At 65.5% G+C, this 26,343-nt stretch carries 29 protein-coding genes; 14 read left to right on the plus strand and 15 right to left on the minus strand.

Annotated elements, in window-relative coordinates; translation table 11 throughout:
* Positions 1-102 precede the first annotated feature (102 nt).
* The 3 genes from mqo (at position 103) to KI242_RS12950 (ending at position 3,568) form a co-directional block, all read left to right on the plus strand.
* Positions 103-1,740, plus strand: a complete 1,638-nt coding sequence (gene mqo / locus KI242_RS12940) for a malate dehydrogenase (quinone) (protein WP_011060725.1) — start codon at positions 103-105, stop codon at positions 1,738-1,740.
* A gap of 255 nt (positions 1,741-1,995) precedes the next feature.
* Complete coding sequence (locus tag KI242_RS12945; RefSeq protein WP_212806230.1) at positions 1,996-2,718, plus strand: GNAT family N-acetyltransferase; 723 nt, start codon at positions 1,996-1,998, stop codon at positions 2,716-2,718.
* Between the two features lie 67 nt (positions 2,719-2,785).
* Positions 2,786-3,568, plus strand: a complete 783-nt coding sequence (locus KI242_RS12950) for a DeoR/GlpR family DNA-binding transcription regulator (RefSeq protein ID WP_123430985.1) — start codon at positions 2,786-2,788, stop codon at positions 3,566-3,568.
* A gap of 70 nt (positions 3,569-3,638) precedes the next feature.
* Here the strand turns inward: KI242_RS12950 and KI242_RS12955 are convergent, their stop codons facing one another.
* The 6 genes from KI242_RS12955 to KI242_RS12980 all read right to left on the minus strand — a co-directional run bounded on the left by KI242_RS12955 (position 3,639) and on the right by KI242_RS12980 (position 9,799).
* Positions 3,639-4,637 carry a hypothetical protein gene (locus tag KI242_RS12955; protein ID WP_081007125.1) on the minus strand — a complete coding sequence of 333 codons (999 nt, stop codon included), beginning with the start codon at positions 4,635-4,637 and terminating at the stop codon, positions 3,639-3,641.
* Between the two features lie 138 nt (positions 4,638-4,775).
* Positions 4,776-5,570, minus strand: coding sequence for a nucleotidyltransferase domain-containing protein (locus tag KI242_RS12960; RefSeq protein WP_123430984.1), 795 nt, complete (start codon positions 5,568-5,570; stop codon positions 4,776-4,778).
* 87 nt (positions 5,571-5,657) lie between these two features.
* Positions 5,658-6,986 carry an MFS transporter gene (locus KI242_RS12965; protein WP_015635186.1) on the minus strand — a complete coding sequence of 443 codons (1,329 nt, stop codon included), beginning with the start codon at positions 6,984-6,986 and terminating at the stop codon, positions 5,658-5,660.
* A 154-nt stretch (positions 6,987-7,140) separates the two neighbouring features.
* The gene (gene lhgO, locus KI242_RS12970) at positions 7,141-8,334 is read right to left on the minus strand and encodes an L-2-hydroxyglutarate oxidase (RefSeq protein ID WP_174394993.1); all 1,194 of its coding nucleotides are present in this window, start codon (positions 8,332-8,334) and stop codon (positions 7,141-7,143) included.
* A 115-nt stretch (positions 8,335-8,449) separates the two neighbouring features.
* Entirely contained in the window at positions 8,450-9,160 is a 711-nt protein-coding gene (locus tag KI242_RS12975; protein ID WP_212806231.1) for a FadR/GntR family transcriptional regulator, read from the minus strand.
* Positions 9,161-9,271: 111 nt separating this feature from the next.
* Positions 9,272-9,799, minus strand: coding sequence for a GNAT family N-acetyltransferase (locus KI242_RS12980; protein WP_212806232.1), 528 nt, complete (start codon positions 9,797-9,799; stop codon positions 9,272-9,274).
* Between the two features lie 123 nt (positions 9,800-9,922).
* On the opposite strand from KI242_RS12980, the gene KI242_RS12985 reads away from it, so the two are divergent.
* Positions 9,923-10,816, plus strand: a complete 894-nt coding sequence (locus KI242_RS12985; protein ID WP_210671638.1) for a LysR family transcriptional regulator — start codon at positions 9,923-9,925, stop codon at positions 10,814-10,816.
* 4 nt (positions 10,817-10,820) lie between these two features.
* On the opposite strand, the gene KI242_RS12990 is transcribed toward KI242_RS12985, so the two are convergent.
* Together KI242_RS12990 and KI242_RS12995 are read right to left on the minus strand one after the other, a co-directional pair.
* A complete protein-coding gene (locus KI242_RS12990) occupies positions 10,821-11,435 on the minus strand; it encodes a LysE family transporter (RefSeq protein ID WP_053150793.1) in 615 nt (204 codons plus the stop codon).
* Between the two features lie 123 nt (positions 11,436-11,558).
* On the minus strand, positions 11,559-12,428 hold the full coding sequence (locus KI242_RS12995) for a LysR family transcriptional regulator (RefSeq protein WP_077933882.1): 870 nt from the start codon (positions 12,426-12,428) through the stop codon (positions 11,559-11,561).
* Positions 12,429-12,565: 137 nt separating this feature from the next.
* On the opposite strand from KI242_RS12995, the gene KI242_RS13000 reads away from it, so the two are divergent.
* The 5 genes from KI242_RS13000 (at position 12,566) to KI242_RS13020 (ending at position 17,486) form a co-directional block, all read left to right on the plus strand.
* Positions 12,566-13,624: an agmatine deiminase family protein gene (locus tag KI242_RS13000; RefSeq protein ID WP_212806233.1), complete on the plus strand. Its 1,059-nt coding sequence runs from the start codon at positions 12,566-12,568 to the stop codon at positions 13,622-13,624.
* Positions 13,621-14,529: an N-carbamoylputrescine amidase gene (aguB, locus tag KI242_RS13005; RefSeq protein ID WP_077935007.1), complete on the plus strand. Its 909-nt coding sequence runs from the start codon at positions 13,621-13,623 to the stop codon at positions 14,527-14,529. Before KI242_RS13000 ends, aguB begins: the two co-directional genes overlap by 4 nt.
* Before the next feature lie 43 nt (positions 14,530-14,572).
* Positions 14,573-15,652, plus strand: coding sequence for an extracellular solute-binding protein (locus KI242_RS13010; protein WP_053151495.1), 1,080 nt, complete (start codon positions 14,573-14,575; stop codon positions 15,650-15,652).
* Between the two features lie 127 nt (positions 15,653-15,779).
* Positions 15,780-16,898, plus strand: a complete 1,119-nt coding sequence (locus tag KI242_RS13015) for an agmatine deiminase family protein (protein ID WP_041117493.1) — start codon at positions 15,780-15,782, stop codon at positions 16,896-16,898.
* Positions 16,899-17,027: 129 nt separating this feature from the next.
* A complete protein-coding gene (locus KI242_RS13020) occupies positions 17,028-17,486 on the plus strand; it encodes a GNAT family N-acetyltransferase (protein ID WP_077933884.1) in 459 nt (152 codons plus the stop codon).
* 55 nt (positions 17,487-17,541) lie between these two features.
* On the opposite strand, the gene KI242_RS13025 is transcribed toward KI242_RS13020, so the two are convergent.
* The 3 genes from KI242_RS13025 to KI242_RS13035 are packed head-to-tail and all read right to left on the minus strand — an operon-like array spanning position 17,542 to position 19,660.
* Positions 17,542-18,483, minus strand: a complete 942-nt coding sequence (locus KI242_RS13025) for a class I SAM-dependent methyltransferase (protein ID WP_077933885.1) — start codon at positions 18,481-18,483, stop codon at positions 17,542-17,544.
* 32 nt (positions 18,484-18,515) lie between these two features.
* Complete coding sequence (locus tag KI242_RS13030) at positions 18,516-18,746, minus strand: hypothetical protein (protein ID WP_141323228.1); 231 nt, start codon at positions 18,744-18,746, stop codon at positions 18,516-18,518.
* Positions 18,725-19,660: an ankyrin repeat domain-containing protein gene (locus KI242_RS13035; RefSeq protein WP_212806234.1), complete on the minus strand. Its 936-nt coding sequence runs from the start codon at positions 19,658-19,660 to the stop codon at positions 18,725-18,727. The genes KI242_RS13030 and KI242_RS13035 overlap by 22 nt, the downstream gene beginning before the upstream one ends.
* Positions 19,661-19,944: 284 nt before the next feature.
* Between KI242_RS13035 and KI242_RS13040 the strand changes: the two genes are divergently transcribed.
* Both KI242_RS13040 and KI242_RS13045 read left to right on the plus strand, forming a co-directional pair.
* Positions 19,945-20,928: an MDR family oxidoreductase gene (locus tag KI242_RS13040; RefSeq protein ID WP_011060738.1), complete on the plus strand. Its 984-nt coding sequence runs from the start codon at positions 19,945-19,947 to the stop codon at positions 20,926-20,928.
* Between the two features lie 133 nt (positions 20,929-21,061).
* Complete coding sequence (locus KI242_RS13045; RefSeq protein WP_210482260.1) at positions 21,062-22,417, plus strand: MATE family efflux transporter; 1,356 nt, start codon at positions 21,062-21,064, stop codon at positions 22,415-22,417.
* Positions 22,418-22,426: 9 nt separating this feature from the next.
* Here KI242_RS13045 and KI242_RS13050 read toward each other — a convergent pair whose 3' ends face one another.
* Positions 22,427-22,756 carry a DUF2834 domain-containing protein gene (locus KI242_RS13050; RefSeq protein WP_011060740.1) on the minus strand — a complete coding sequence of 110 codons (330 nt, stop codon included), beginning with the start codon at positions 22,754-22,756 and terminating at the stop codon, positions 22,427-22,429.
* 14 nt (positions 22,757-22,770) lie between these two features.
* Positions 22,771-23,172 (minus strand): DUF6713 family protein, encoded by a 402-nt coding sequence (locus KI242_RS13055; protein WP_041117504.1) that lies wholly within the window; start codon positions 23,170-23,172, stop codon positions 22,771-22,773.
* Positions 23,173-23,316: 144 nt separating this feature from the next.
* On the opposite strand from KI242_RS13055, the gene KI242_RS13060 reads away from it, so the two are divergent.
* Both KI242_RS13060 and KI242_RS13065 read left to right on the plus strand, forming a co-directional pair.
* Entirely contained in the window at positions 23,317-23,769 is a 453-nt protein-coding gene (locus tag KI242_RS13060) for a GNAT family N-acetyltransferase (protein WP_210456889.1), read from the plus strand.
* 6 nt (positions 23,770-23,775) lie between these two features.
* Entirely contained in the window at positions 23,776-24,627 is an 852-nt protein-coding gene (locus KI242_RS13065) for a helix-turn-helix transcriptional regulator (RefSeq protein ID WP_212806235.1), read from the plus strand.
* Here the strand turns inward: KI242_RS13065 and KI242_RS13070 are convergent.
* Both KI242_RS13070 and KI242_RS13075 read right to left on the minus strand, forming a co-directional pair.
* On the minus strand, positions 24,624-25,292 hold the full coding sequence (locus tag KI242_RS13070) for a TetR/AcrR family transcriptional regulator (protein WP_011060744.1): 669 nt from the start codon (positions 25,290-25,292) through the stop codon (positions 24,624-24,626). The genes KI242_RS13065 and KI242_RS13070 overlap by 4 nt on opposite strands.
* Before the next feature lie 225 nt (positions 25,293-25,517).
* Positions 25,518-25,892 carry a DUF2784 domain-containing protein gene (locus tag KI242_RS13075; protein WP_011060745.1) on the minus strand — a complete coding sequence of 125 codons (375 nt, stop codon included), beginning with the start codon at positions 25,890-25,892 and terminating at the stop codon, positions 25,518-25,520.
* Positions 25,893-26,097: 205 nt separating this feature from the next.
* On the opposite strand from KI242_RS13075, the gene KI242_RS13080 reads away from it, so the two are divergent.
* Entirely contained in the window at positions 26,098-26,343 is a 246-nt protein-coding gene (locus KI242_RS13080; RefSeq protein ID WP_244868192.1) for a hypothetical protein, read from the plus strand.

Genomic DNA, 26,343 nt, shown 5'->3' on the forward strand with positions numbered 1-26,343 from the left:
AATGTGTTGGTCCAGGACCTGCGAAATGACTGTTTCGCAATCACCGGAGTACGCAGGATCGAGGATGGGGCGGCGGATGGCGTTCTATCGTAGGTACTCAGAATGTTTAAGAAAGTGAACACGGCCCTGATCGGGCTGGCGATGTCGATAGGCCTCACGACCGCGCACGCGGCTGAGCCGAAGAAAGTGGATGTGCTGCTGATCGGTGGCGGCATCATGAGTTCGACCCTGGGGGTCTGGCTCAATGAGCTGCAGCCGGATTGGTCGATGGAGATGGTCGAGCGCCTGGACGGCGTCGCAGAAGAAAGCTCCAACGGCTGGAACAACGCCGGTACCGGCCACTCCGCTTTGGCCGAGCTGAACTACACGCCGGAAGGCAAGGACGGCAAGATCGAGATCGCCAAGGCCATCGAGATCAACGAAGCGTTCCAGATTTCCCGGCAGTTCTGGTCCTGGCAGGTCAAGAACGGCGTCCTGAAGAACCCGCGTTCGTTCATCAACTCCACCCCGCACATGAGCTTCGTCTGGGGCGATGACAACATCAAGTTCCTCAAGGCCCGCTACGAGGCCCTGCAGGCCAGCCCGCTGTTCAGCGGCATGCAGTACTCCGAAGACGCCGAGCAGATCAAGAAGTGGGTTCCACTGATGATGGAAGGTCGTGACCCGGCGCAGAAGATCGCTGCGACCTGGACCCCGATCGGCACCGACGTCAACTTCGGCGAGATCACTCGCCAGTTCGTTGCCCACCTGCAAGCCCAGCCCAACTTCGCGCTGAAACTGTCCAGCGAAGTGCAGGAAATCGAGCGCAATAAAGACGGCTCGTGGCGCGTGACCTACAAGAACCTCAAGGACGGTTCGAAAACCGAGACTGACGCCAAGTTCGTGTTCATCGGCGCCGGCGGCGGTGCCCTGCACCTGCTGCAGAAGTCGGGCATTCCTGAAGCCAACGAATACGCCGGCTTCCCGGTGGGTGGCTCGTTCCTGGTGACCGACAACGCCAGCGTGGCCGAGCAGCACCTGGCCAAGGCCTACGGCAAGGCTTCGGTCGGCGCGCCACCGATGTCGGTTCCGCACCTGGACACTCGTGTGCTGGACGGCAAGCGGGTGATCCTGTTTGGCCCATTCGCTACCTTCTCCACCAAGTTCCTCAAGGAAGGTTCGTACTTCGACCTGCTGACCAGCACCACCACCCACAACTTCTGGCCGATGACCAAGGTGGGCATCGAGCAGTACCCGCTGGTGGAATACCTGGCCGGCCAGCTGATGCTGTCGGATGACGACCGCTTCGCCGCGCTGAAGGAATACTTCCCCAACGCCAAGCAGGAAGACTGGCGCCTGTGGCAGGCCGGCCAGCGCGTGCAGATCATCAAGCGTGACGAAGAGAAGGGCGGCGTGCTGAAACTGGGCACCGAGATCGTGGCCTCCGAAGACGGCAGCATCGCCGGCCTGCTGGGCGCATCCCCAGGTGCTTCGACCGCCGCGCCGATCATGCTCAGCGTGCTGCAGAAAGTCTTCAAGGACCAGGTCGCGACCCCGGCCTGGCAGGAGAAGCTCAAGCAGATCGTGCCGAGCTACGGTACTGCGCTGAACGACAGCCCTGAGCGTGTGGCCAAAGAATGGGCCTACACCGCTGAAGTGCTGCAACTGACCCCGCCACCGCCGGTCAAGGGCGCGGCGCCTCAGGCTCCGGCCAGCCTGGCCAAGCCAGAGAGCAACCCAGCGGCCGACATGGCGCTGTAAGCCCTCGGCCCCGCCCGCGTTCGTCGGGCGGGGCACCGCGGATGCCCCGGTGCATCCGTATCCTGTGCCGGTTGCGGCCATGGCCCCGCCATAGCCGCAGCCAGCCAGTCTCTTGCTCCCGATCCCATTCGCGCTTTTTCGCCGATGCACGCACCCGATGCGCTGCCCGGTTGTGCGCCTGTGTCACCCGCGCCGGGTTATCATGGCGCGCCCGCCGTAGCCGGGCATGCCCCAACCCTCGGAGTCACCGCCTCGATGTCCAGCATCACCCTGTTCCAAGCCCCGCCGCCCGAAGCCATCCAGAGCCAGATCCAGCAGATGGTGGTGGACTACATCACCGACGTCAGCGCGGTGGCCATCGCCCCGAGCAACCCGCTGTACAACCTGTACCAGTACGGCGTCGGCTATGAGGTGCACCTGTACCTGCAGGCCATGGACGGTTCCCGGGGGATCGCGGTGGAGCTGGTGGTGGCCACCGACCCACAGGCCCCGGACCAGGTGCTGGGTTTCACCCTGTACCTGCCGGTCAAGGACGATCCCCAGGCCTGCGCCGTGGCGTACATGGCGGTGCTGCAAGGCCACCGGCGCCAGGGCATTGCCCGGCAGATGCTGCAAGCCATGCTGGCGCGTTACCCCCATGCGGAACTTACCTGCAACGTGGCCAAGGTGGGGTGTTTCGAGGCCCTGGGCTTCCAGCTGCTGGGCGCCCGCGGCCCGCAGGTGCTGATGAACACCCGGGACCATGGCAGCAACGGCCTGCTGGCGGTGCTGGATGTGGCACCGATCTACCAGTCGGTGGAAGTGCGGCAGATCCACACCTACCTGCTGGCCCAGCACGGGCGCAAGGCCATGCTGGAAGCGGAGAAAAAGCGCGACCGGCAGTTGGACCAGATGACCCGCCAGGCCCAGGCGCTGGTGCGCGAGCGCCTCGGGGAAGCGGCCTTGTACCGCTCACGGGCGCCGCAGCTGATCAACTGATCGGGTTGCTTGTTTTTGCCCGAGTGTCTGTGTAGCTTGGCGAAAACACGCAATAACGGGCATAAACATGCAAGGTCAACACGCGCCAGCCGAGCTGCCATCCTTGCGTCGGCAAAAAATCCTTCTGCTGCTGGAGCGCGACGGCAAGGTCATGGCCGCCGAACTGAGCCGGCATTTCGCGGTGTCCGAAGACACCATCCGCCGCGACCTGGCGGAGCTGGATGCCGGCGGCCTGGTGCAGCGGGTCCATGGTGGCGCGCTGCCGCGGCCCAAGGACAGCGGCAAGGACTATTTCACCCGGGTCGGCGAAACCAATGAGGCGAAACTGCGCCTGGCGCAATATGCCGTGCAATGGGTGCAGGACGGCCAGACGGTGCTGTTCGATTCCGGCTCCACCACCCTGCACATCGCCCAGTCGCTGCCGGCGGGCATCAGCCTGACCGCGGTCACCGCCTCGCCGATGATTGCCGTGGCCCTGGCCGAGTACCCCAAGGTCAGGGTGATTCTCGCCGGTGGCCAGCTCAACCCGGCAACCCTGTCCGCCAGCGGCCATGAAGCACTGCGCATGATCCAAGGGATCAAGGCCGACCTGATGTTCACCGGCGTCTGCGCGATCCACCCGGAGATCGGCATCAGCTCCCTGCATTTCGACGAGGTGCCGATCAAGCAGGCAATGTTCGACAGTGCCAGCGAGGTCATCGCCGTGACCACCGCCGACAAGCTCGGCGCCATGGAACCCTTCGTGGTGGTGCCATGCAACCGCTTGCACCGGCTGATTACCGAGCAGGAGGTGATCACCGGGGATATCGAGGATTACCGTCGGCAGGGAGTCGAGGTGCTGCAGATCTGAATGTCAGGCACCAGTCTCGGAGAGTGCAGGAGGTCTGTGGGGCCCGCAGGCTCTCCTTGAACGCGGCATTTCAGTTCAAGACGAAGCCGTTGCAATCCAATTCATCGTTCCACTGATGGATGCCTGTAAGGCGCAGAATTTCTTCGAGCAGTTGCGGGTTTTCATCATTCAACTTCTCGTAGCTGCGTAGCAGCGCCCAGACACAAGCAGGCTCTTGCAACGGGTGGATCATGAAGAGAATGCCTTTGATATTTTCGAACTCGCGCAAGATTCCTTCTTTGTCCAGTTTGCCGAGTACAAAGGGCTTGCCTTCGAATTCAGAATGGCCTTGTACAAGCATTTCGGGGTGTCCGAAAGCGAGCGCCCAGAGTTGACCGGTGACTGAAGTGGGGTATTGGCCATCGAGATCAGGATAGGAGGGGCGCAGTATCCGGGGGTGGCTTTCGATCGGGTGCAGCATGCAAAGATTCAGTACGAGGAATGTATTTGGATTGGCGAACTGATCTGTCTTGAAGTTTTGTCGAGCCTTTTCAATCAGCACCCGTGTGGCGTGCAATAAGTCTGGGCAGCCATGATCCTGTTCCCCATAGGATGCGATCTCGGTTGTTGCGCAAGCGACTCTCTTGCCTGCATGCAACTGCCTTTCCAGATCGAGTTGAGTCAGCAGAGAGTCGGCAATGGTTTTGGCCACTCCTAGGTCGCCTGTCGCGACAGAAAGCGTCTTGACTTCAAAAAAAGCTTCGCCGGGATGTGAGCACAATTCGAAGTCTGGGGTTCTTTTGCCGTTCTGTTCGCAGACGCGCTTGAGGTTCAGCTCTGCCTGAGTGCAGAGCAACCAGAAATGTGCCTCACCCAATAGTTGTGCAAATTTGTTGGTGAGGTGCGGTTCCAGCTCGAAATGAGGCTTGGACAGGAGTTCGTCCAGTTGCATGACATATTCAGTGAGTGCTGGATTGCCTTGGTAGGCCTGATCAAGTTCTGCCAAGGCTGGTTGTAGTTGTTCTAGATAGTGATTGTCTGCAATACCCTTCGAGCTCTTTAGTGCATTGATCAATTTTTGGGATAGCACTTTTGATTCTCCTTGTGATTGCCAATAAGGGGCTTGCCATGCCTTCAGCTGGAGTTTTGCAAGACAGGTGCCGAAGCCTTCAGGGCCGCATTATCCCTCTGTCAGGCCAGTGTCTTGGTGAGCTGAAGCAGTAGTTAACTAAATTGCAGAGTCTGGGAAGGCTTGTAGAGCCATCCACTGTGCGATGTTCCGTAAGCGCGTGGTGAAACCGTCACAGGCTAATGTCTTTGCTTCGGCTATTTGCCGAAACTCGCCGATGGGCCCTCGCATCTCGGGATGGCGCTGCACAAACAGCCACACATGCTCATCCAGGCTCTGGGGCCAGCTCGGCTCCTGCTCCTGGCGCAGCAGGTTGGTGGCGCGAACGAGTTTGCGCGAGGCCTGCCGTTGCAGCCGGAGGACTTCGGCGGGCATCTGTTCGCGGTCGATGCGCTCGGCGTAGTCGTCCAGCACTGCGAGAAAGTCACCGTTCACCGCCAGGGCAATCTCCCGGCTGGGCCTGAAAGGTGCAAAGCGCGAGCGCAGGTCTTCGCCCCACAGGCAGCGGCAATGGTGCTTGAGCCAATAGCCCCAGCTGTCGAGGTTCCGCGTTTCCAGCACCTGGTTGAGGTCGCCGATATCGAAATCGATCTTCGACACCAGCGGGTGGCGCGCTTGCAGGGCCTGGCGCAGGTTTTCCAGATGCTGGCACGCGACCGGGTCGGCGGGATCTTGCAGGATCAGGCACAGGTCCAGGTCGGAAGCTCCAGGCCAGGCTGTGCCACGGGCGACGCTGCCGTACAGGTACAGGCTATGCAGCGGCGGGCTGGCGGGAGCGGTGAGGGCGGCGCACAGCTCGTCGAGCAGGGCTCGGTACTCGGGCTGCAGGGGTGGTTCGGCAGGAAGGGCGATCAAGCCGTCGGCATCGACGCCGAATGCGCTATCGGGTGACATGGGGTGGCCTGTAATGCGGGTTCAGCGGCCACCTTAGCAAAGTCTGCCCGGGCCGTTGGAGCGGCCCGGGCAGGGTTGGGTCCAGCCTCAGTTCTTGAAGGCCGAGTGCTTGCGGCCCTGGTCGAGGAAGGCGAACACCACCACCAGCACCGCGGCGACGGCGAGAATGATCACCACGCCGTCGGTGGAGTGGGTGGCCGAGGCCGTCACCAGGGACAGAGCGCCCAGCGGCGCCAGGCCACCGGCGATGGCGGTGCCGATCTCGCGCCCGGTGCCGAAGCCCGAAGAGCGGGTCGCGGTGGGGAACTGGCGGCTGAGGAAGGAGCCCTGTGGGGCGAACATCATCGGCGCCAGAATGCCGGTGCCGACGCCGATGGCGATGTAGATCATCAGGCTCTCACCGGTGTTGAGCAGGGCCAGGAAGGGGTAGGCGAACAGCACCGAGAACAGCCCGCCGAGGATCAGCACGGTCTTGCTGCTCCACTTGTCGCAGAGCCAGCCGAAGAACGGCACGGCGACGATGGCGATCAGGCTGGCGATGGTCACCGACAGCGAAGTGACGTGCACATCGACGTTCTTGTACTGGGTCAGGTAGGCCAGGGAGAAGGTCTTGAAGATGTAGCTCAGGGCGTTGTAGCCCACCGCCACGAAGAACACCACGGCCAGGCCCTTGAGGTCGTTCTTGAACAGCGCCTTGAGCGGCGAGGCCTTGGCTTTCTGGCTTTCCTTGCTCAGTTCCTTGAACTCCGGGGTTTCCGGAATGCTGTTGCGCACCCACAGGCCGACGGCCACCAGGACGATGCTGCAGACGAACGGAATGCGCCAGCCGCCGGCCAGCAGGAAGTCGTTGCCGTTGATGGTCAGCAGGTAGATGGTCAGCGACGACAGCAGCAGGCCCAGGTTCAGCCCCAGCGCCGGCCAGGCGCCCTGGCTGCCGCGCTTGCCCTCGCTGGCGTGTTCATAGGAGGTGACCGCCGCGCCGGACAGTTCGGCGCCGGCGCCCAGGCCCTGGATGATGCGGATTGCCACCAGCAGGATCGGCGCCCAGATGCCGATCGATGCGTAGCTGGGGATCAGGCCGATCAGCGCGGTGCACACGCCCATCAGGCAGAAGGTCAGCACCAGTACCTGCTTGCGGCCGAACTTGTCCCCCAGGTAGCCGAACAGGATGCCGCCGAAGGGGCGGGCGATAAAGCCGATGGCAAAGGTCGAGAAGGCCATCAGGGTGGCGCTTTTCGGGTTGCTGTTATCGAAGAAGATTTTCGAGAAGACGATGGCCGCCATGGTGGCGTAGAGGTAGAAGTCATACCACTCCAGCATCGAGCCGAAGATGGTGGCCGCTGCGACCTTGCGCAGGCGTTTCTTGGTTTGCTGTGGGGTTTCCGCTGCAGTACTGCTGGTTTCAACTGCGGTCATATCCGTACATCCTCATGAATCATTGTAGTTATTGTCGAGTTGACGCGAGCCTTGCGCGACGCGCCCTAAAGGGCGGCCAAGGGGTATTGCGGCGACACGCGGCCCGCTTGGCAGTGCCGGGGCACTGCGCTGCAAGGTGATGGCGCGGGGTGTTTCAGGCGGCCTGGAAAATCCGGTCGGCAATCATCGAGCCAATGGGAATCGCCGAGGTGGCGGCGGGCGAGGGCGCGTTGCACACGTGCAACATGCGCGGGGTTTCGGCGAACAGGAAATCGTGCACCAGGCTGCCGTCGCGCATCACCGCCTGGGCGCGGATCCCCGCCTCATAAGGCAGCAGGTCTTCCACTTGCAGGGAAGGGCAGTACTTGCGGCACTGCTCCAGGTAGCCGGACTTGAACAGCGAGTTCTTCATCTCGGTGGTGCCGGAGCCGAGGTTCTGCCAGATGGTTTTCCAGAAACCGGGGAAGCTGGCGTACTGCGCCACGTCGCGCCAGTTGATGGAGAACTTCCTGTAGTTCTCCCGGCCCAGGCCCAGTACCGCGTTGGGGCCGACGGTAACGCTGCCGTCGATCATGCGGGTCAGGTGCACCCCGAGGAACGGCAGCTCCGGATCGGGGATCGGGTAGATCAAGTGATTGACGATGTTGTTCTTCGACGCCGGCAGGCGGAAGTATTCGCCGCGGAAGGGGATGATCTGGTGGTCGATCTTCACCCCGGCCATCACCGCCAGGCGATCCGATTGCAGGCCGGCGCAGGCCACCAGCTTCTTCGCCCGCCAGCTGCCGCCATGGCTGCTGACGGTGACGCTGTCGGCGCTTTCCTGGATCGCGGTGACGGTCTGGCTCAGGCAGATCTCGCCGCCCTCGCGGCGGATCACCCGGGCCATGGTGTCGCAGACTTCGCGGTAGTCGACGATGCCGGTGGCGTCGAGGAACAGCCCGCCAAGGCCGACGATATTCGGTTCGCGCAGGCGCAGTTGCTCGGCGTCCAGGCGCTCCACCTTCAGGCCGTTCTGTTGCGAGCGCTGGTACAGGGCCTCCATGCGCTGCACTTCCAGGGCGTTGGACGCCACCAGCACCTTGCCGCAGACCTCGAACTTGATCCCGTGCTCGCTGCAGAACTGCTTGGTGGCCTCGGCGCCACGCTTGCACAGGTCGGCCTTGAGGCTGCCCGGAGCGTAGTAGATGCCGGCGTGGATCACCCCGCTGTTGTGCCCGGTCTGGTGCTTGGCCAGGACGTTTTCCTTTTCCAGGATGACCAGCGAAGCGCCGGGCTGGCGCTTGAGGATCTCCATCGCCGTAGCCAGGCCGACGATGCCGCCGCCGATGATGCAAAAGTCATAAATCATTGTTCTTAGGTACCTTGGATCCAATGCGTTTCGGTCTGGTTATCAGGTTGTCAGACTAACTAATCCGACAAAAAACCGCAGGCCGTGGCATGCGGCTCGAAGCGTGAAGCTGGGGTCAATCGATAGTCGGCAGCTCCAGGCCCAGGCGCTTGGCCGAAGCCCGCAAGTGGGCGTCGGCGCAACCGGCGGCGGCCTGGCGGTCGCCAGCGGCAATCGCCTGGTACAGCGCCTGGTGTTCCTGGGTGGCATCGGCGGAACCGCCCACCATGCGCAGCGCCGAGTTCTCCCAGGCGGCCTTGCGGGCGCTGGTCAGCTGGCTGCGCAGAAAATCATGGAAGGCCACGAAATAGTCGTTCTTGCTGGCCTCGGCGATGGCCCGGTGGAACTCCACGTCGGCCAGCCCCGCGGCTTCGTAATCACTGCGCTTGTCGTGCATTTCCTGCAACGCGCCCTGCATCCGTTGCAGGTCGGCGGCGTCGCGGCGCTGGGCGGCGATCGACGCGGCCTGGGTTTCGATCCACAAACGCATCTCGAACATCTGCGCCAGGTCCGGCAGGCGGCCATCGCCCTGGGGGAAACGGAACACGGTGCCGGCGGGGGTCTTGGAAATGTACGAACCCAGGCCACGCCGGGCGATCAGTACGCCGTCGGCCTTGAGCTGGGCGATGGCCTCGCGAATCACCGAGCGGCTGACGTTCAACTGCTCGGCCAGTTGCTGCTCGGTCGGCAGGCGCGATTCGGGGGCCAGGCGGCCGGAGTCGATCTCGGTGCGGATCGCATTGACCACGCGCACAACGAGAGAGTCGGGTCGCTGGAGTTCAAGCATGGGTGGGTAAAACCTTGGTAGTCAGGTTGTCAGACAATAGCCGTTGGGAATTTTCGCTGTCAAGAAAAACCCACGCCAGGCAGGCGTAGGCGGGGTCGCGCAAACCCGCACTCAGGCCGTCAGGGGGCAGCTGAAAATCAGGTCGTCGAAGTCTTCGCCACCCCTGCGGAAGGCCCCTTCGTCACGTTGCTGGAAGACGAAACCGCATCGCTCCAGAACCTGGCAGGACGCTGCATTGCCGTCGGTGACCGTGGCCACCAGGCGCTTGATGCCCAGGCTGTGGCGGGCGTACTGCATCAGCGTGCGCAGGGATTCCGTGGCCAGGCCCTTGCCTTGATGACCGGGGGCCAGCAGGTAGCCGACCTCGGCTTCGGCGCTGGAGCGGTCGCTGACTCGCAGGCCGGTGAAGCCCAGCTCCTCGCCGCTGTGGCGATCGCGGATCACCAGGCACAGCCAGTGGTCGCAATCCATGTCCCAATGGGGCAGGCGCGAGGTGAAACGCTCCTCGATCTGCATCCGGGAGAGCGGATCGCAGACATAGCGCAGGTTTTCCGGGTCGCTGTGCAGGGCCAGGAACAGCTCCCAGTCATGGGCGTTCAGGGGGCGCAGGTTCAGGCGAGGGGTGTGCAGTTCCATCATGGGGGCTCCCGATCCGTGGGCAGGAAAGATTTTGGGCACTTTACAGGAGAAAAGTCTGACCGCTGCGCTGCTTATTTCGCATAAGATCCCGGGCCTGGGTTTTCAGGGATAGGGCAGGTAAGCGTGAACTGGGACGATCTGCGGTTTTTCATTGCCGTCGCCAATGCCAGCAACATCACCGACGCCGGGCAGGCGCTGAAAGTGTCGGCCTCGACGGTCTCGCGCAAGATCCTGGTGCTGGAGCAGGCCTTGAGCAGCGTGCTGTTCCTCAAGACCACCCAGGGCTATTTCCTCACCGAAGCCGGCCAGGCCCTGCTGCCCATGGCCCTGGAGATCGAGGAGCGCTTGCGCCTGATGGAACGTCAGTTGTCCCGGCCAGGCGCGCGCATGGCCGGGGTGGTGCGCATCGAATGCCCGGAGTTGATGGGCAGCCACCTGATCATTCCCGCACTGGCGCAGTTTCGCTTGCAGCACCCGCAGATCAGCTTCGATTTCGTCAATGCGGCGCGCTCGGTCAAGCTCACCCAGAGCCACAGCGACCTGCTGCTGCGCCTGCAACGGCCGGAAGCCGGCAACTTCACCCTGCGCCGGGTCGGCGAGTTGACCCAGGCGCTGTTCTGTTCCCCAGGTTATGCCGCAGCCCATGGCTGCCCCGAGAAGCCTTCGCAGCTGCGCCAGCATTCGCTGATCGGCTGGAACCAGACCCTGGCCCATATGCCCCTGGCCCGCTGGCTGGACCAGCTCAGCGGTAATCAGCCGTTGTGGATGCGCACCGGCAACCTGGAGGCGCAGCTCAAGGCGGTGCAGGCGGGCCTGGGGATTGCCGCCTTGCCGGCCTATATCGCAGAACCCCTGGGCCTGCACCGGGTGTTGCCCCAGGCTCCGGCTCACCGCGCGGATATCTGGCTGCTGCGCAACCTGGCGACCCAGGGCCTGGAGCGGGTCGAGCGGGTGGCGGAATTTCTCTGCGATCTGCTGGCGCGCCAGGGCTTGCAGGGTGAGGGCAAGGCCGGCTGACGCGCTAGGCGCCACGCAGCAATAGCCACCCGGCCACCGCCATCAGCAGCAAGCCGAACAGCGCATTCTGCGCCAGCAGCAGGCGCGGGCGGTCGCGCATCAGCCGCTGCAGGCTTGAGCCCAGGCTGGCCCACAGCAGGTGGCCGAACAGGTTCACCGCGATCAGCGCGGCGCTGAGCGCCAGCACCACGGCAGTGCCCGCATCGGCGCCCGGGCTGAAGGTGGAGAACATGACCAGCAGCATCACCAGACCCTGCACATTGCCCAGTTGCAGCATCACGCCATCACGAAACTGCAGGGCTTCACTCTGCTCGCCAGGCTTGCGCAACGGCCGCAGCAGCAGGCGCAGGCCCAGCCAGAAAATGTACAGGCTGCCCGCTATCCGTAGCCCCCAGAGCAACCCTGGGTACGCCGCCAGGCTGTGATACAGCCCCAGCCCCACCAGTAGCGCCAGGAGCAGGTAGGTCAGGTCCAGCCCGCAGATGAAGCGCAGGGAACGCCGCACGCCGCTGCGGGCGCCGGAGCTGGCCACCATCAGATTGCCGGGGCCGGCGCTCAGGGCCATGGGCAGCATGGTGGACAGCCACAGCGGCCAGTTGATGTCGTGGATCGGGGGCACGGGCGGCTCCTGGAAGGCAGTGCGGATTGCACTGGCGCCAGCTTAAGTCGCCGCCACGCGTGGGGTTAGGGGCAGGAATGGAAAGCGGTTTTGCATCGCTCCAGTCCTTGCCGGGCGGGCGCCTCAAGCTTCGGCCGAACCCTGCAGCGCAGCCTGTAGCCACTGCGAGAAACTGCGGGTCAGCGGGCTGCTTTCACTGTCGCGGTGAATCAGCCAGGCCCAGGTCGGGCCGCGCACGCTCTGTTCGCACAAAGGGCTCAGCAAGCCCTGGCTCCGGGCCTGCTGGCTCAGAAGCTGGCTGACCAGGGCAATGCCGTGGCCGGCGCAGGCGGCGTCCAGCAGCAGGCCCGGGTCGGAAAAGTTCAGGCCGTTGCTGCGTTGACCAATGTCGCTGCCGCCTTCCACCAGCCAGTGGCTCCAGTCCATTTCCCGCTCGCCATGCAAGGTGGTGCGCAGTGCTTCGGGTTGCGCCAGCACGCTGGGGTGGCAGGCAGGGTAGAGGCGGTCGCTGTACAGCTCCAGGTAGCTGCATTCGGCCTGGGCGCTGAGGTCGTCGCGCAAGGTCAGGTCGATGGTCTGGGTGCTCATGTCCGGTGGCTCGAAGCTGGTGAACAGCCACAGGTCCACCTCCGGGTGCAGGCGATGGAATTCCCCCAGCCGCGGCAGCAGCCAGTGGCGGGCAAAGGCCGGGCTGGTATTGACCACCAGCTGGTTGGGCTTGCGGTACTGCTCCAGGCGGCGGATGCCCACCGCCAGTTGTTGCAATAGCGACTGGGTGGTACTGCGCAGGTCGTGCCCTGCGTCGGTGAGGGTCACGCTGCGGCCGCTGCGATGGAACAGCGGCTGTTCGAGGAAGGTTTCCAGGCTGCGGATCTGCTGGCTGATGGCCGATTGGGTGAGGTGCAGTTCCTGCGCCGCCTGGTGAAAACTGCCCAGGCGCGCGGCGGCTTCGAAGCCTCGCAGGGCATTCAGGGGTGGCCAGTGTTTGAGCATGATTGATAAGCCTGGCTAATCAGATGTGCGCTAAATCTATCGTTTGTTGGCGGTTTTTCAAAGCCATAGCATGGGCGCTGTGTTTCAACCTTGTTGGTTGATTGATAACAAAACCTTACTTGAGAGGTGCAGGGCCCATGCAAGGCAATGACAGGCAGGACAGTGGCTGGCGGATGCCCGCCGAGTGGGCGCCCCACGCGGCGACCTGGATGGTCTGGCCCCACAACCGGGGGTTGTGGGAATCGGTATGGGGCGTGACCCTGGCCGAGGTGCAGGCAGACTTCGCCCGGGTGGCCAATGCCATCGCCGGTTTCGAACCGGTGAAACTGGTGGTCGATCCCGCTGCCCTGGACAGTGCCCGACGCCTGTGTGGCGCCAATGTCGAGCTGGTCCCCCAGGCGGTGGACGACAGCTGGTGCCGGGATTCCGGCCCGAGTTTCATCTGCCATCCGCAGCTGGGGCTGGCCGGGGTCAGTTGGCGCTTCAACGCCTGGGGCGGCAAGTCCGAGCACAGCCTGGACCGCAGCCTGGCCCGGCGCCTGCTGGACCAGTTGGGGCTGCCTTGCTTCGGCACGCCCCTGGCCAACGAAGGCGGGGCCATCCATGTGGACGGCGAGGGCACCCTGATCACCACCGAATCGGTGCTGCTCAACCCCAACCGCAATCCGGGCCTGGGCAAGGCCGAGGTCGAGGCGATCTTCCAGCGCCTGCTGGGTGTGCAGAAGATCATCTGGCTGCCGGGGGACCCGGACCACGTGACCGGGGACATGACCGACGGCCATGTCGACGGGATCTGCGCCTTTGCCCGCCCCGGGGTGCTGCTGGTGGATGCCACCCATGACCGGGGCTCGGTGTACGCCGAAGTGGTGCGCGAGAACCGTCGTGCCCTGGAGCTGGCGCGGGATGCCCGCGGGCGCGCCTTCGAGCTGATCGAGCTGTTCGAGGCCAGCGCCGCGGTGGACCACCGGGCCGAGGTGTTCTGCGCCTCCTACACCAACTTCTACCTGGCCAATGGCGCGGTGATCATGCCGGCCTACGGCATCGCCGCCGACCAGCAAGCGGCCCAGGTGCTGGCCCGGGCGTTCCCTGACCGGCAGGTGGTGCCGGTGCGGATCAACCATCTGGCCCACGGCGGCGGTGGCGTGCATTGCATCACCCAGCAGCAACCCCAATGGCCAACGAGGGCCCAGGCATGAACCCATTGACCGTCGCGACCACCCAGATGCCCTGCACCTGGGACCTGCCGGGCAACCTCGAGCGCGCCGAACAGCTGGTGCGCGAAGCGGCAGCCCGGGGCGCCCAGGTGATCCTCCTGCAAGAGCTGTTCGCCACCCCGTACTTCTGCATCGAACAGCAGCACCGGCACCTGGCCCTGGCCGAGGAGTACCCCGCGAGCCGGGTGCTCCAGCGTTTCGCCGCCCTGGCCCGGGAGCTGGGTGTGGTGCTGCCCCTGAGCTGGTTCGAAAGGGCCGGTACGGCCTATTTCAATTCCCTGAGCGTCGCCGATGCCGACGGCCGCTTGCTGGGGGTGTACCGCAAGACCCACATTCCCAACGCCGTGGGTTATCAGGAGAAGGAGTACTTCAGCCCCGGCGATACCGGTTTCAAGGTCTGGGACAGCGCTTTCGGCCGCCTGGGCATCGGCATCTGCTGGGACCAGTGGTTCCCCGAGACCGCCCGGTGCCTGGCGCTGCAAGGCGCCGAGGTCTTGCTGTTTCCCACCGCCATCGGCAGCGAACCGGGCAGCGCCGGGCTGGATTCCCGGGATCACTGGCAGATGACCATGCGCGGGCACGCGGCGGCCAACCTGCTGCCGGTAGTGGCGGCCAACCGGGTCGGCCGTGAAGTGGCTACCGGTGACCCGGCGTTGCACATGGATTTCTACGGCTCATCGTTCATCTGCGACCACAAGGGCCGGCTGCTGGCCGAGGCCGATCGTGACAGCACAGGGGTCTTGCTGCAGCGCCTGGACCTGGCCGCCATGGCCGAGGAGCGTCGCACCTGGGGCATCTTCCGCGACCGTCGCCCGGAGATGTACGGGCCGCTGCTGAGCCTGGACGGCCACCACCTTCACCCACGCTGGAACCCCCGGGAGGCATGACATGCAGATCACAGGCAAACGCTGGAAACGCCGCTGCGCGGGCATGCTGGCCCTGACCCTGGTAGCGCTCCAGGCCCAGGCCGAACCCGAGGACAAGACCCTGCGCCTGTACAACTGGGCCGACTACTTCGCCGCCGATACCCTGGCGCGCTTCACCGCCGAAACCGGGATCAGGGTGATCTACGACGTGATGGAGGGCAGCGAAGTGCTGGAAGCCAAGCTGATGACCGGCGGCAGCGGCTACGACCTGATCTTTCCCGGTGACACCGTGGCCGAGCGCCTGATGCGCGCCGGCAGCCTGCAGACCCTGGATCCGGCCCGGCTGACCGGCCAGGACGACATCGAGCCCGGCCTGCAGAAGCTGCGCGCCCAGTACCCCGGGGCCCGCCAGGCCACGGTGCCCTACACCTGGGGCACCATCGGCCTGACCTACAACGCCCGGCAGATTGCCGAGCGCCTGCCCGACGCCCCGGTCAACAGCCTGGACCTGCTGTTCAAGCCGGAGCTGGCGGCGCGCTTCGCCGATTGCGGAATTTCCCTGATCGACTCGCCGGATGAGGTGCTGGCGGTGGCGCTCCACTACCTGGGGCGCGACCCGCGCAGCGCCCGGCCCGAGGATCTGCGGGCCGCCGGCGAGCTGCTGGGCAAGCTGCGGCCCTATATCCGCAAGTTCCAGTCGCAGCCGGTGACCGACCTGGTCAATGGCAACCTGTGCCTGTCCCTGGGCTACAGCGGTGACATGACCCAGGCCCAGCGCGCCGCCGACGCCGCAGGCAAAGCGGTCGAGTTCCAGTACCGCATTCCCCGGGAAGGCACCACGGTGTGGATGGACACCATGGCGATCCCCAAGGATGCGCGGCACCCGGAATACGCCTATGCCTTCATCAACTTCGTGACCCGACCAGAGAACATGGCGGCCATCAGTAACTTCACCGGCTACCCCACGGCCAATGCCCGGGCGCGGCCAAGTGTCGACCCGCAGATGGGCAACAACCCGGATATCTACCCGGATGCCGCCACCTTCGAACGCTTGATTCCCGGCCGCGACATTCCCCAGGCCGATATGCGGGCTCGAATGCGCACCTGGACCCAGTTCAAGACGGCCACCGCTGCCCGCCACTGACCGGGCGCCATGCGGTTCGCCGGCAAACCGGCTCCTACACTCCCGGGTAGGAGCCGGCGTGTCGGCGAGGGCCCGCGCCGCACCCCCGAACCTTTTCATGCAATACCTTCGACAAGAGAACCGTCCAATGCCCACCCGACGTCAACTGATCAAACAGGCCTCGTTGCTGGCCGCTGTCGCCGCCATGCCGGCCCTCGGCCTGGGATCGCGCAGTGCCCGGGCCGGGGAGCAGGGCCACTGGTACCTGCCCGATGAAGGCGACCACCAGCAGCGGGCCTTCATGGCCTTTGGTGCCCAGGAGGCCATCTGGGAAGACTTTACCGGCGACGTGCAACAGGCCCAGGGGCGGATCGCCCGGGCAATTGCCGCCTATCAACCCCTGACCCTGTTCTGCCGGGCAGAGGAGCGCGGCCTGGCCGAGCAGCTGTGCGGCTCGCACAACATCACTTTTGTCAGCACCGAACTGGACGACATCTGGATGCGCGACATCGGTGCCAACTTTGTCGTCGATGGGGAAGGCGGATTGGGCGCGGTGGACTTCAACTTCAATGGCTGGGGCAACAAACAGCGCCACGCCAGGGACGCCCGGCTGGCGCGGCAGATGGCCGACGCTGCAGGCGCCCGTTATCTGCGCAGCGAACTGGTGGGCGAGGGCGGCGGCATCGAGGTGGACGGCCACGGCACCGGGATCATGACCCAAAGCAGCTGGATCAACGGCAACCGCAACCCGGGCTGGAGCCAGGCCGAGGTCGAAGAGGAACTCAAGGCTTGCCTCGGCCTGCGCAAGATTATCTGGCTACCGGGGATCAAGGGCCGGGACATCACCGATGCCCATGTCGACTTCTATGCGCGTTTCGTCAGGCCGGGGGTGGTGGTGGCCAACCTCGACAACGATCCCGACTCCTATGACCACTCGGTAACCCTCGAGCACCTGGAGATCCTGCGAGCCGCCAGTGACGCCGATGGTCGCAAGCTGCAGGTGCATACCCTGTCGCCGCCGATGAATCCCCGGCAGAACCGCTTCAGCCGGGGCAACCCGGACTTCGCCGCCGGCTATATCAACTATTTCGTGATCAATGGGGCGGTGATCTCACCGCAGTTCGGTGACCGGCAGGCCGACGCCAAGGCCCACAGCCTGCTCGCCAGCCTGTACCCCGGACGGCAGGTGATCCAGCTGGATATCGACGCTATCGCCGCAGGGGGCGGCGGCATTCACTGCGTGACCCATCAGCAGCCCGGGCTGTGAGGGTTTGGGCAAAGTGGTCTGTTACAGATGGCAGAATTGGCCTGATAAAGTCCGCCACTCACGCACTAACCTGCGCACTCTTCAATAACCGGGGCTGATCCCGGTGTGGATGATCAAGAGGAGCGCGCAATGAGCGATCAACAACCTGCGGTGACGGTACGGGCGATTCAGCCTGGGGATTACCAGCAATGGCTGCCGCTGTGGCTGGCCTATCAGGATTTCTATCAGGTGACGCTGAGCGAAGAGGTCAGTCGCCGCACGTTCGAGCGTTTCCTCGATTCGCGGGAACCGATGTATTCGGCGGTGGCGGTGCAGGACGATGAAGTCATCGGCTTCGTCAACCTGGTGTTGCACCGTTCGACCTGGGCCGTCGGCGACTTCTGCTATCTGGAAGACCTGTACGTGGCCCCGTCGATTCGCGGCAGCGGGGCGGGGAAACTGTTGATCGAGTGGGTGCAGGCCTTTGCCCGGCAACACCAGTGCGCTCGTTTGTACTGGCATACCCAGGAGAGCAACAAGCGGGCGCAACGGTTGTATGACTGGCTGGCGCACAAGCCGGGGGTGATCGAGTATCGGATGGAGTTGTAAGGGCCTGGCTGGATGCCCGTTGCTGCAGCAACGGCTATCCAGCCAGGATCAAGGCCTATGCCCCATGCCGAAATACCAGTGCCTTGAGCCCGCACTGCGGATCCGCATCCGGAAACTCCGGCGGGTTCTCCAGCCGCTGTTCAAAGCGCAACCCCGGCGCCGCTTCGGCCATCCCCTCCAGAAGAAAATCCACGCTAAACGCCGGATCATTCATGCACGCCAGGACGCAACCATCGGCCGTGAGCAACTCCGGCAGACGCCGCAGCACCCGCGCATAGTCCTTGCCGAGGACAAAGCTGCCTTTCTGGAACGACGGCGGGTCGATGATCACCAGGTCATAGGGCCCGCCCTGCTTGACCTTGCTCCAGGACTTGAACAGGTCATGGCCGAGGAAGCTCACCCGGCTGGTGTCGTGGCCGTTGAGCCGGTGGTTGTCGCGGCCGCGGCTCAAGGCCGCCCGGGACATGTCGAGGTTGACCACCCGCTCGGCGCCGCCGGCAATCGCCGCCACCGAGAAGCCGCAGGTATAGGCAAACAGGTTCAGGACATTCTTGCCCCGGGCATTGGCCCGCACCCAGTTGCGCCCGTAGCGCATGTCGAGGAACAGCCCGTTGTTCTGCTTGCTGCCCAGGTCCACCTGGTAGCGCAGGCCTTCCTCGGTAATGGTGCAACTGTCGATGGCCTCGCCCAGCAGCCACTCGCCACGGCTGTCGGGCAGGTAGCGGTGTTGCAGCATCAGGCTGCGGGCGCCGCTGGCCTCCCATTGCGGGGTCGAGCCCAGGTCCGCCAGCAACTGCTGCAGGGCTTCGAGTTGCCCGGCTTCGGGTTCCTTGAACAAGGACACCAGCACTACCCCCTGCAGCCAGTCCACGGTCAGCTGTTCCAGCCCCGGCCAGCAGCGGCCGCGGCCATGGAACAGGCGCCGGGTTTCGCCGGGCGCGGCGGCCAGGGCGGTCAACAGGTGCTGGTTGAGGGTGGCGAGGGCGAGAGGGGTCATCAGCGGGGCCGGTCATTTTTTCGGGGCGGCATTTAACCACGGGCAGCAGCCCGCCTGCCAACCAGCAATTGCTGCTGGCTGGCGGCCGCCTGCTGCCGGGCCAGGGGCTTGTCGGCACGTGTTTCAACGCGAATCTCGACAGCGGTGGTGATGGCGGGTAACTGCACGCCAAGGGCGACGAGCTCGAACCGTGCCGCACGTCGAGCAGGCTGCGCCCGTTCGCTCTTGCCCGTTGCCCCCGCTAGAGAATGGCGTTTGCCCATTTCTGGGTGCCGGCCAGGCGGCGCTTGACGCTGTCGATGCGCCATTGGCCGGCAACCCGCTTGACCACAAAGCGATGCTCGTAGCAAAGGGCCCGGGACGCCGGGTCGCGCACCAGCACTTCGGCCTGGGCGGGCTTGAGCAACTGGCAGCCCAGTAGCTCGTCGGCCTCGGCGTGGGTCGTGGGGTAACCATAGGAGGCTCGCGGATAGGCCCGCGGTCGCAGGGTACAAAAACGTTCGAGCAACTGTTGCGGTTCGCCCCAGAAGGCGGCGTCGAGCGCGTCGTGGCCCAGGGCGTTGCCGCGCTGTTCCCAAGAGTACAAAGCCAGGGTATAGGCCCGCACCTGGGTGACCGGATCTGCGCTGCTGTCAGTGCCAGGCACCAGCGGCGGCCAGGGCAGGGAAGGGGCCGGTGCAGGCGCTGGCGGTGCCCCGGTACCGGCCTGCTCCAGCTGTTGCATGACCTGGGCATGGCCATTTTCTTCGGCCAGGGACCAGGCGTTGCGTTGCTGGAAATCCACGGGCGAGGGGTTGGCGCCGGCCTCGAGCAGCAAGGCCACCATTGCCTCGTGGCCAGCCTGGGCGGCGTTCATCAGGGCGGTGCGTTGCAGTTCGGGGCTGGCCTGTTCGAGCGCTGCGCCATGGGCGATCAGCAACTCGGCCAGGGCGGTGTCGCCGTGGCTGGCGGCCCAGGCCAGGGGGCTGTAGCCCAGGGCCTTGCACGGCTGCAGGACATTCGCGCCGCGCGCCAGCAGCAGCGCCACGGCCGGCTGGTGCCCGGCGATAGTGGCGGCCAGCAAGGCCGTGCGGCCGGTGCCCTTGTGCTGCCATTCAAGGTCCGCACCCGCATCCAGCAGGCGCTCGAGAGCAGCAAGGTCGCCGCGCGCGGCGGCTTTTTCCAGGAGATGGGACAAGGTCGGAAATCCGTTCGGTCAGGGGGCAGATGCCGCCGCATGGTAGCGCTCTGGGGCCAGGTTCTGCCACGCCCGGGCTACTCCACGCCCCGGTTCCGGCAGGCCGGGCGCGCTGGGCTGTACTGCGATACGCGACGCCGGCGTGGGCAGTGGGCTGTTTCGAGCGTCGCGAGTGGGGAGGGGAGGCTCATGGACGCCTTGCGGAGGCTTGCGTAGGATGGCGCGTTCGCGCTCTACGCCGTTGCAGCCAGCGCTGCAGCCTCCCTTGCCAACAGGAGTCCATGATGTTCAAGGCCATTGTGATCGACAAAGACACTGCAGGTTATCGCGCCCATCTGCGCGAGCTGGAGGAGGCGCAACTGCCTGAGGGCGATGTCACGGTGCGGGTGGCCTACAGCACCCTGAACTACAAGGACGGCCTGGCAATCACCGGCAAGAGCCCGGTGGTGCGGCAGTTTCCCATGGTCCCCGGTATCGACTTGGCAGGCACCGTCGAAGCCAGCAGCCATCCGCGCTTTCGCCCGGGTGAACAGGTGCTGCTCAATGGCTGGGGCGTGGGCGAGAGCCACTGGGGCGGGCTGGCGCAGAAGGCCCGGTTGCAGGGCGACTGGCTGATCCACCTGCCTGAAGCCTTCAGCGCGCGCCAGGCCATGGCCATCGGCACCGCCGGCTACACCGCCATGCTCTGCCTGATCGCCCTGGAGCGCAGCGGCCTGACCCCCGAACACGGCGAGGTGCTGGTCACCGGTGCCAGCGGCGGGGTCGGCAGTTTTGCCATCAGCCTGCTGTCGCGCCTGGGCTACTCGGTGATCGCCGCCACCGGGCGTCCGGAGGAGGCCGACTACCTCAAGGCGCTGGGCGCCAGCCGCATCATCGAGCGCGCCGAGCTGTCCCAGCCGGGGCGTCCGCTGGCCAAGGAACGCTGGGCGGCGGCCATCGACTCGGTGGGCAGCCATACGCTGGCCAACGTCTGTGCCGGCACCGCCGCCGATGGCCTGGTGGCCGCCTGCGGGTTGGCCCAGGGCATGGATTTCCCGGCCTCGGTGGCGCCCTTCATCCTGCGTGGGGTGAGCCTCTTGGGGATCAACAGCGTGACCCGTCCCTATCACGAGCGGGTGCATGCCTGGGAACGCCTGGCCGCCGAGGTGGACCAGCAGCACCTGCAGCGGATCACCCGCGAAGTGGGCCTGGAAGAGGCCCTGACCGTCGCCCACGAGTTGCTTGAAGGCAAGGTTCGCGGGCGGGTGGTGGTCGACGTCAACCACTGATATAAACCCCGGGCCGCGCTGTCGGAACGCCGTGCGCGGCCTGGGTTGCTACATGTTTCAGGTCCGACGCGAGCCCCGTGCCACGGGGCTTCTTCGCGGCCCTTCGTCCTCTTGATCCGAGGTTGCCTGTTTCATGTCCATTTCCCCTCAGCGCCCCCTCTGGCAGGTGTACCTGGTCTTCCTGCTGCCCATGGTGCTGTCGAATTTCCTGCAGTCGTTTTCCGGCACCCTCAACGGTATCTACATTGGCCAGTTGCTGGGCACCCAGGCGTTGGCGGCGGTGTCGGGGATGTTCCCCATCGTGTTCTTCTTCATTGCCCTGGTGATCGGCCTGGGGGCCGGCGCCTCGGTGCTGATCGGCCAGGCCTGGGGTGCCCGGGAGCTGGATGCGGTGAAGTCGGTGGCCGGCAGTACCCTGATGCTGGGGGCCTTGATCGGCCTGCTGGGGGCGGTGCTGGGCATGCTGTTCGCCCGCCCGGCCCTGCAGGGCCTGGGCACACCGGCGGATGTACTGGACGACGCAGTGGGCTATGCCCGGGTGATGATGCTGATCATGCCGCTGCTGCTGGTGTTCGTGCTCTACACCCAGTTGCTGCGGGGTGTCAGCGATACCCTGTCGCCCCTGCTGGCCTTGATGGTCTCGACCCTGGCGGGGCTGCTGCTGACCCCGGCGTTGATCCGTGGCTGGCTGGGCCTGCCGCCCATGGGTATCCAGAGTGCGGCCTTCGCCGGGCTGGCGGGAAATATCCTGGCCATGGGGTTTCTGGTCTGGCGCCTGAGTGGCCGCGACCACCCCCTGGCCCCGGACCGGGCGCTGTTAGCGGCGCTGCGGCTGAACCGGGCGATTCTCGGCAAGGTGCTGCGCATCGGCCTGCCCACCGGGGTGCAGATGGTGGTCATCTCGCTTTCCGAACTGGTGATCCTGGCCCTGGTCAACCGCCACGGTTCCCAGGCCACGGCGGCCTATGGCGCGGTGACCCAGATCGTCAACTACGTGCAGTTCCCGGCGCTGTCGATCGCTATCACCGCCTCGATCCTCGGCGCCCAGGCCATCGGCGCCGGGCGCCTGGAGCGCATCACCCCGATCCTGCGTACCGGGCTTGCGATCAACCTGTGCCTCACCGGCGCCCTGGTGCTGCTCGGCTACCTGATTTCCCACTGGCTGCTGGGCCTGTTCATCATCGACCCGGCAGCCCTGGTACAGGCCCAGCACCTGCTGCACATCATGCTCTGGAGCATCCTGGTGTTCGGTTTCCAGGCGGTGGTCGGCGGCATCATGCGCGCCAGCGGCACGGTGCTGGTGCCGGTGGCGATCTCGATCTTCTGCATCCTCGGGGTGCAGGTGCCGGCGGCCTATGTGCTGGACGCGCATTTCGGCCTGCAAGGGGTGTGGATGGCGTTCCCGGTGGCCTACCTGACCATGCTGGTGCTGCAGGTCTGCTACTTCAAGCTGGTGTGGCGCCACAAGGAGATTCAGCGCCTGATCTGAAGCCCGCGCTCAAGCGCCGCCGGCCAGTGGCTGCCGGGGCGGGCGCAGGTCGCGAACCACCAGGTACAGCAAGGGCCCGATGGAGACGAAGACCGCCGTCAGCAGCAGATAGGGCAGCACCGAACGCCAGGAGCGCCCACGGGCGCGGGCGTCTCCCAGCATCCACGCAGCCGCCAGCAGCGCCATCAGGTACAGGTCGATCACCACTTGTGCGGTGTCCGGGCGCGACAGCAGTTGCAGGCCGAATTGCAGCAGCGACTGTTCGGCCTGGAACAGGCAGTACAGGGTGTAGGCACTGAAGCCCAGTAGAGCCAGCAGGGCGGGGTAAGGGTGGCGCATGGCGCAGTCCTCGATCAGGGATGGGCAGGGTGTACGGCGCGGCGGTTGCGGGTGGCCAGGCCCAGCAGCAGATACAGCAGGCCGGCTGCGCCACAGCCAAAGATCAGGCTTTGCGACAGCAGGGAGTCGAACAGGTACAGCGGGTCGTCGCGCAGGCGTTGATGCAACCCGGCATGCACCAGGGCGAGCGCCGCCAGCCACTGGCGGGCAAGCTCGCGCACGCGACGGCGCCGATGGCCGCACAGCTGGGCCAGCCCGGCACACAGGGGGACGTGCAGGGCAATGAACAGGTGCTGCCCGAGCATGGGGTCAAGGTCGCGCAGGCCATACAGCAGGCGCCATTCACGCTGCGCCACGGCATCCAGCTCATGGCCGGCGAACAGCCCGATGCAGAGTCGCCAGAGTGTGTTTTTCACGGTGAAAATCCTTGAACAAGCGGGAGCGAACAGGCTAAGTGGCAAGCCTGTTGTCACTCAATGACCCCCCAGGTCATAGACAGCGGGGCGCTTCAGGCTGTCAGCTGGGGCGGTGCGACTTTCACTTTCAAGGATTGAACAGCGATGACTTCCAACCAGCAGGCTCCCGGCGCAGGCCGGGTGATCCGCGTGGCCGGGCCCGATGATGTGCCGGCCATGCTCGAGTGCGACACCTATGCCCAGGCCCACGCCAGCCGGGGCGATGCCGTACGCGTGGCGGTGGGCCGTGGCCAGGGTTGGGTGGAGGTGGCGGCCGGCCGGGTCGCCGGCTACCTGCTGCTGAACCATGACTTCTTCGACCATGGCTTCGTGTCCCTGGTGGTGGTGGCTCCGGGGCAGCAACGCCAGGGCGTGGCCCGGCGCTTGCTCGGCGCCGCCGAGCAGGCCTGTCGCACGCCCCGGCTGTTCATCTCCACCAACCAGTCGAACCTGGCGGCCCGGGGCCTGATTGCCAAGGCCGGTTTCCAGCCCAGTGGGGTGATCGAGAACCTCGACGAGCAGGACCCCGAGCTGATCTTCTGCAAGCGTGTGGGCTGAGCCGGGATGCCTGTGCCCGACAGCGGTCGCGCCGCCATGCCCTGCACCCTTGAAGCTCCCCGCGCCGGGCCCTTGCCGATGGGCGCACAGTTGCGCCAGTTACGGCGCCAGGCGCGCTTGAGCCAGTTGGACCTGGCGTTGCAGGCGGGGATTTCCCAACGCCACCTGAGCTGCGTCGAGACCGGTCGCGCCCAGCCCAGCCCGGCCTTGCTGGATGCACTGCTGACCACCCTGGACACCCCCTTGCCCCAGCGCAACCGGGTGTTCCTCGCCGCGGGCTATGCGCCGCGCTACGCCGCCTTGCCCCTGGCCGACCCCGGCCTGGCGCCGGTGCGCGCAGCGCTGATGCACCTGCTCAAGGCCAACAACCCGGCGCCAGCGATCGTCATCGACAGTGGCTGGCAAGTGCTGGCGGCCAATCAGGCTACCGCGGCGCTGTTCCAACTGCTGGGGTTGTCGCAACACGCCATGGAACAGGGCTTCAACCTGTTGACGGCCCTGCTGGAGCCCGGTGGTTTCGGTGACTGCCTGATCAATGCCGAGGAGGTGCGCCAGGTGGCCTGGCAGCGGGCCTCCCGGGAAGCCATGGGCGACCCCGGCTTGGCGGCGCTGTTGGCCGGCCTGCCATTCCCCGGAGAATCGCCGGCGACCCCGAGCCCGGCCGAGCCGTTGCTGCTGACCCGGGTGCGCGGGCCCGGGGGCGAGCTGCGTTTTCTGTCCACCTTCACCACCTTCGGCATGCCCCAGGACATAACCGTGGCGTCGCTGCGCATCGAACACCTGATTCCCGCTGACGAGCCGACCTGGCAGGCCCTGACCCTGGCTTGCGAACGCCTGGGCGAACTCGAACCGGGTTAGATCGCCAGGGCCCGGGCCGGCAGCCCCTGGGCGCTCGCCAGCGCCGGCAGTGCCCCGGCCAGCACCATGCGGGTCAGGGTGGCTGCGACGCTCTGGAAGTCCCTGCTGGAGGGCTGGGCTACGCCGCTCATCAGGGCGATCTGCCAGCCCAGGGTGGGGTAGGTCTGGGTCGCCGCTCCTATGAACAGCAGCAGGTGCTCCGGGGCAATGGCGCGGATCAGGCCACGTTCGGCCCAATTGCGCAGGCAAGCGATTTCACTGCGGTTCTGCGCCTCCAGGCTTTCACGCCAGGCCTCTGGCAACTGCTGCGCGCCGTGCAGCAACTCGCTGCAGAGAATCTTCGAACGCAGGGGGAAATCCTCGACGATCTGCATCCGCGCCTCGATGTAGGCCTGCAACGCCTGCGCCGGATCGGCCTCCGGGTGCAGCAGCCGCGACGCCTGGTGCAAGGGTTCCAGCAGGGGCTGCAGGACTTCGGCGTAGAGGTTTTCCTTGGTGTGGAAGTAGTAGTACAGGTTGGCCTTGGGCACCCCGGCGCGCAGCGCGATATCCAGGGTCTGGCAGGCACTGAAGCCCTTGGCGGCGAACTCGTTGCGGGCGGCATCGAGGATCAGTTGCCGATGCCGCAGGCGCGAGCGGCGTTCCTGGCGGGCTGGCGCTGGCACCCGGGGCGCTGCCGAGTCGGCCTCAAGCGCCTGCGGGGGGCGGGCAAAACGGGGTGGATGAGGGGCAGTGCATGGGCAAATCTCGGGGGTGTGAAATCGCAATATACAAAAGTATATAGCGAAACACCTGCCTCAGGCGCCGGCGCTGCTGTCTCGGCTGTTTCGTAGAGGGGCGAACAGAGGAGGCAAGGCCGGAACGGTGCGCCGTTCCGGCTGGCGGCAGGCTCAGGCGCGGCGCTTGCGCAGCCAGCGTCGGGCCAGGTAGCCGTAGACCCAGAGGTTGATCAGCAGCACCAGGCTGCCCAGCCACAGCTGAATGCCCGGGGTCAGCCCGGCGGGGTAGATCAGCGGGATCAGGTAATGCTCGATGAAGCCGGCGCCGTAGCCGTCCTGGCCGGCGGCGTGGCGCAGCAGGTTTTCCCAGCGGGTCAGCGGGCACTCCAGGTGCAGCACTTCCACTGCCACGCCCCAGGCCGCGGCGGGCAGGTGCAGCAGCATCAGCCGCGGGTGGCGCAGCACCAGCAGGCCGCCCAGCAGCACGAAGACGATAAAGGACAGGTGAAACAGCACCAGGCTGTCGGCGGCAATACGGTAGAGCATGGGGGTTCCTTGTAGGGGGCAGATCCGTGGCGCAGGCGCCGGGGCGCAATATACCGAGGGCCGGTGGGCGGTGGCAGTGTTTCTTCGTGGTGCAGGAAAAAAGCCCGGCTCGCAATCGATCGGGCCCGCCTTTGCGCCACCTATACTGCTGGAACGCCAGGGCGACCTGTCGAGCCTGGCGCGGCCTTTGCGGGAGGTACATGCCTTGCGGCCAACGATGCTCTGCTGCCGCCACGGGGTCCTGGTGCTGGTCCAGGACCATGACCGGGAAGGCCTGCAGGCCCAGACCCGACGGGACCTGGGCGCGGCCTTCGATCAGGCCTGGGCCAGGCAGTTGCATGACCCCGAGCATGGGGTCATGGCCGGGGTGTATTACCTCGGCCAGCAGCTCGAACGCCAGCTGCAGGCGCCGCTGGTCAATGATGACGCCGGCAATGGCCGGAGCCCCTGA

The organism is Pseudomonas sp. Eqa60, from assembly GCF_018326405.1.
Taxonomy (GTDB): Bacteria; Pseudomonadota; Gammaproteobacteria; order Pseudomonadales; family Pseudomonadaceae; genus Aquipseudomonas; species Aquipseudomonas protegens.

Bases quoted from the DNA above. Each gene is read 5' to 3' on its own strand.
- KI242_RS13040 (WP_011060738.1), top strand. From the start codon at position 19,945: ATGTTCAAGGCCATTGTGATCGACAAAGACACTGCAGGTTATCGCGCC.
- KI242_RS12945 (WP_212806230.1), top strand. From the start codon at position 1,996: ATGTCCAGCATCACCCTGTTCCAAGCCCCGCCGCCCGAAGCCATCCAG.
- KI242_RS12975 (WP_212806231.1), bottom strand. From the start codon at position 9,160: ATGCTTGAACTCCAGCGACCCGACTCTCTCGTTGTGCGCGTGGTCAAT.
- KI242_RS13045 (WP_210482260.1), top strand. From the start codon at position 21,062: ATGTCCATTTCCCCTCAGCGCCCCCTCTGGCAGGTGTACCTGGTCTTC.
- KI242_RS13000 (WP_212806233.1), top strand. From the start codon at position 12,566: ATGCAAGGCAATGACAGGCAGGACAGTGGCTGGCGGATGCCCGCCGAG.
- KI242_RS13020 (WP_077933884.1), top strand. From the start codon at position 17,028: ATGAGCGATCAACAACCTGCGGTGACGGTACGGGCGATTCAGCCTGGG.
- KI242_RS13050 (WP_011060740.1), bottom strand. From the start codon at position 22,756: ATGCGCCACCCTTACCCCGCCCTGCTGGCTCTACTGGGCTTCAGTGCC.
- KI242_RS12980 (WP_212806232.1), bottom strand. From the start codon at position 9,799: ATGATGGAACTGCACACCCCTCGCCTGAACCTGCGCCCCCTGAACGCC.
- KI242_RS12950 (WP_123430985.1), top strand. From the start codon at position 2,786: ATGCAAGGTCAACACGCGCCAGCCGAGCTGCCATCCTTGCGTCGGCAA.
- KI242_RS12995 (WP_077933882.1), bottom strand. From the start codon at position 12,428: ATGCTCAAACACTGGCCACCCCTGAATGCCCTGCGAGGCTTCGAAGCC.
- KI242_RS13025 (WP_077933885.1), bottom strand. From the start codon at position 18,483: ATGACCCCTCTCGCCCTCGCCACCCTCAACCAGCACCTGTTGACCGCC.
- KI242_RS12965 (WP_015635186.1), bottom strand. From the start codon at position 6,986: ATGACCGCAGTTGAAACCAGCAGTACTGCAGCGGAAACCCCACAGCAA.
- KI242_RS13060 (WP_210456889.1), top strand. From the start codon at position 23,317: ATGACTTCCAACCAGCAGGCTCCCGGCGCAGGCCGGGTGATCCGCGTG.
- KI242_RS13015 (WP_041117493.1), top strand. From the start codon at position 15,780: ATGCCCACCCGACGTCAACTGATCAAACAGGCCTCGTTGCTGGCCGCT.
- KI242_RS13075 (WP_011060745.1), bottom strand. From the start codon at position 25,892: ATGCTCTACCGTATTGCCGCCGACAGCCTGGTGCTGTTTCACCTGTCC.
- aguB (WP_077935007.1), top strand. From the start codon at position 13,621: ATGAACCCATTGACCGTCGCGACCACCCAGATGCCCTGCACCTGGGAC.
- KI242_RS12960 (WP_123430984.1), bottom strand. From the start codon at position 5,570: ATGTCACCCGATAGCGCATTCGGCGTCGATGCCGACGGCTTGATCGCC.
- lhgO (WP_174394993.1), bottom strand. From the start codon at position 8,334: ATGATTTATGACTTTTGCATCATCGGCGGCGGCATCGTCGGCCTGGCT.
- KI242_RS13065 (WP_212806235.1), top strand. From the start codon at position 23,776: ATGCCTGTGCCCGACAGCGGTCGCGCCGCCATGCCCTGCACCCTTGAA.
- KI242_RS13010 (WP_053151495.1), top strand. From the start codon at position 14,573: ATGCTGGCCCTGACCCTGGTAGCGCTCCAGGCCCAGGCCGAACCCGAG.
- mqo (WP_011060725.1), top strand. From the start codon at position 103: ATGTTTAAGAAAGTGAACACGGCCCTGATCGGGCTGGCGATGTCGATA.
- KI242_RS13030 (WP_141323228.1), bottom strand. From the start codon at position 18,746: ATGGGCAAACGCCATTCTCTAGCGGGGGCAACGGGCAAGAGCGAACGG.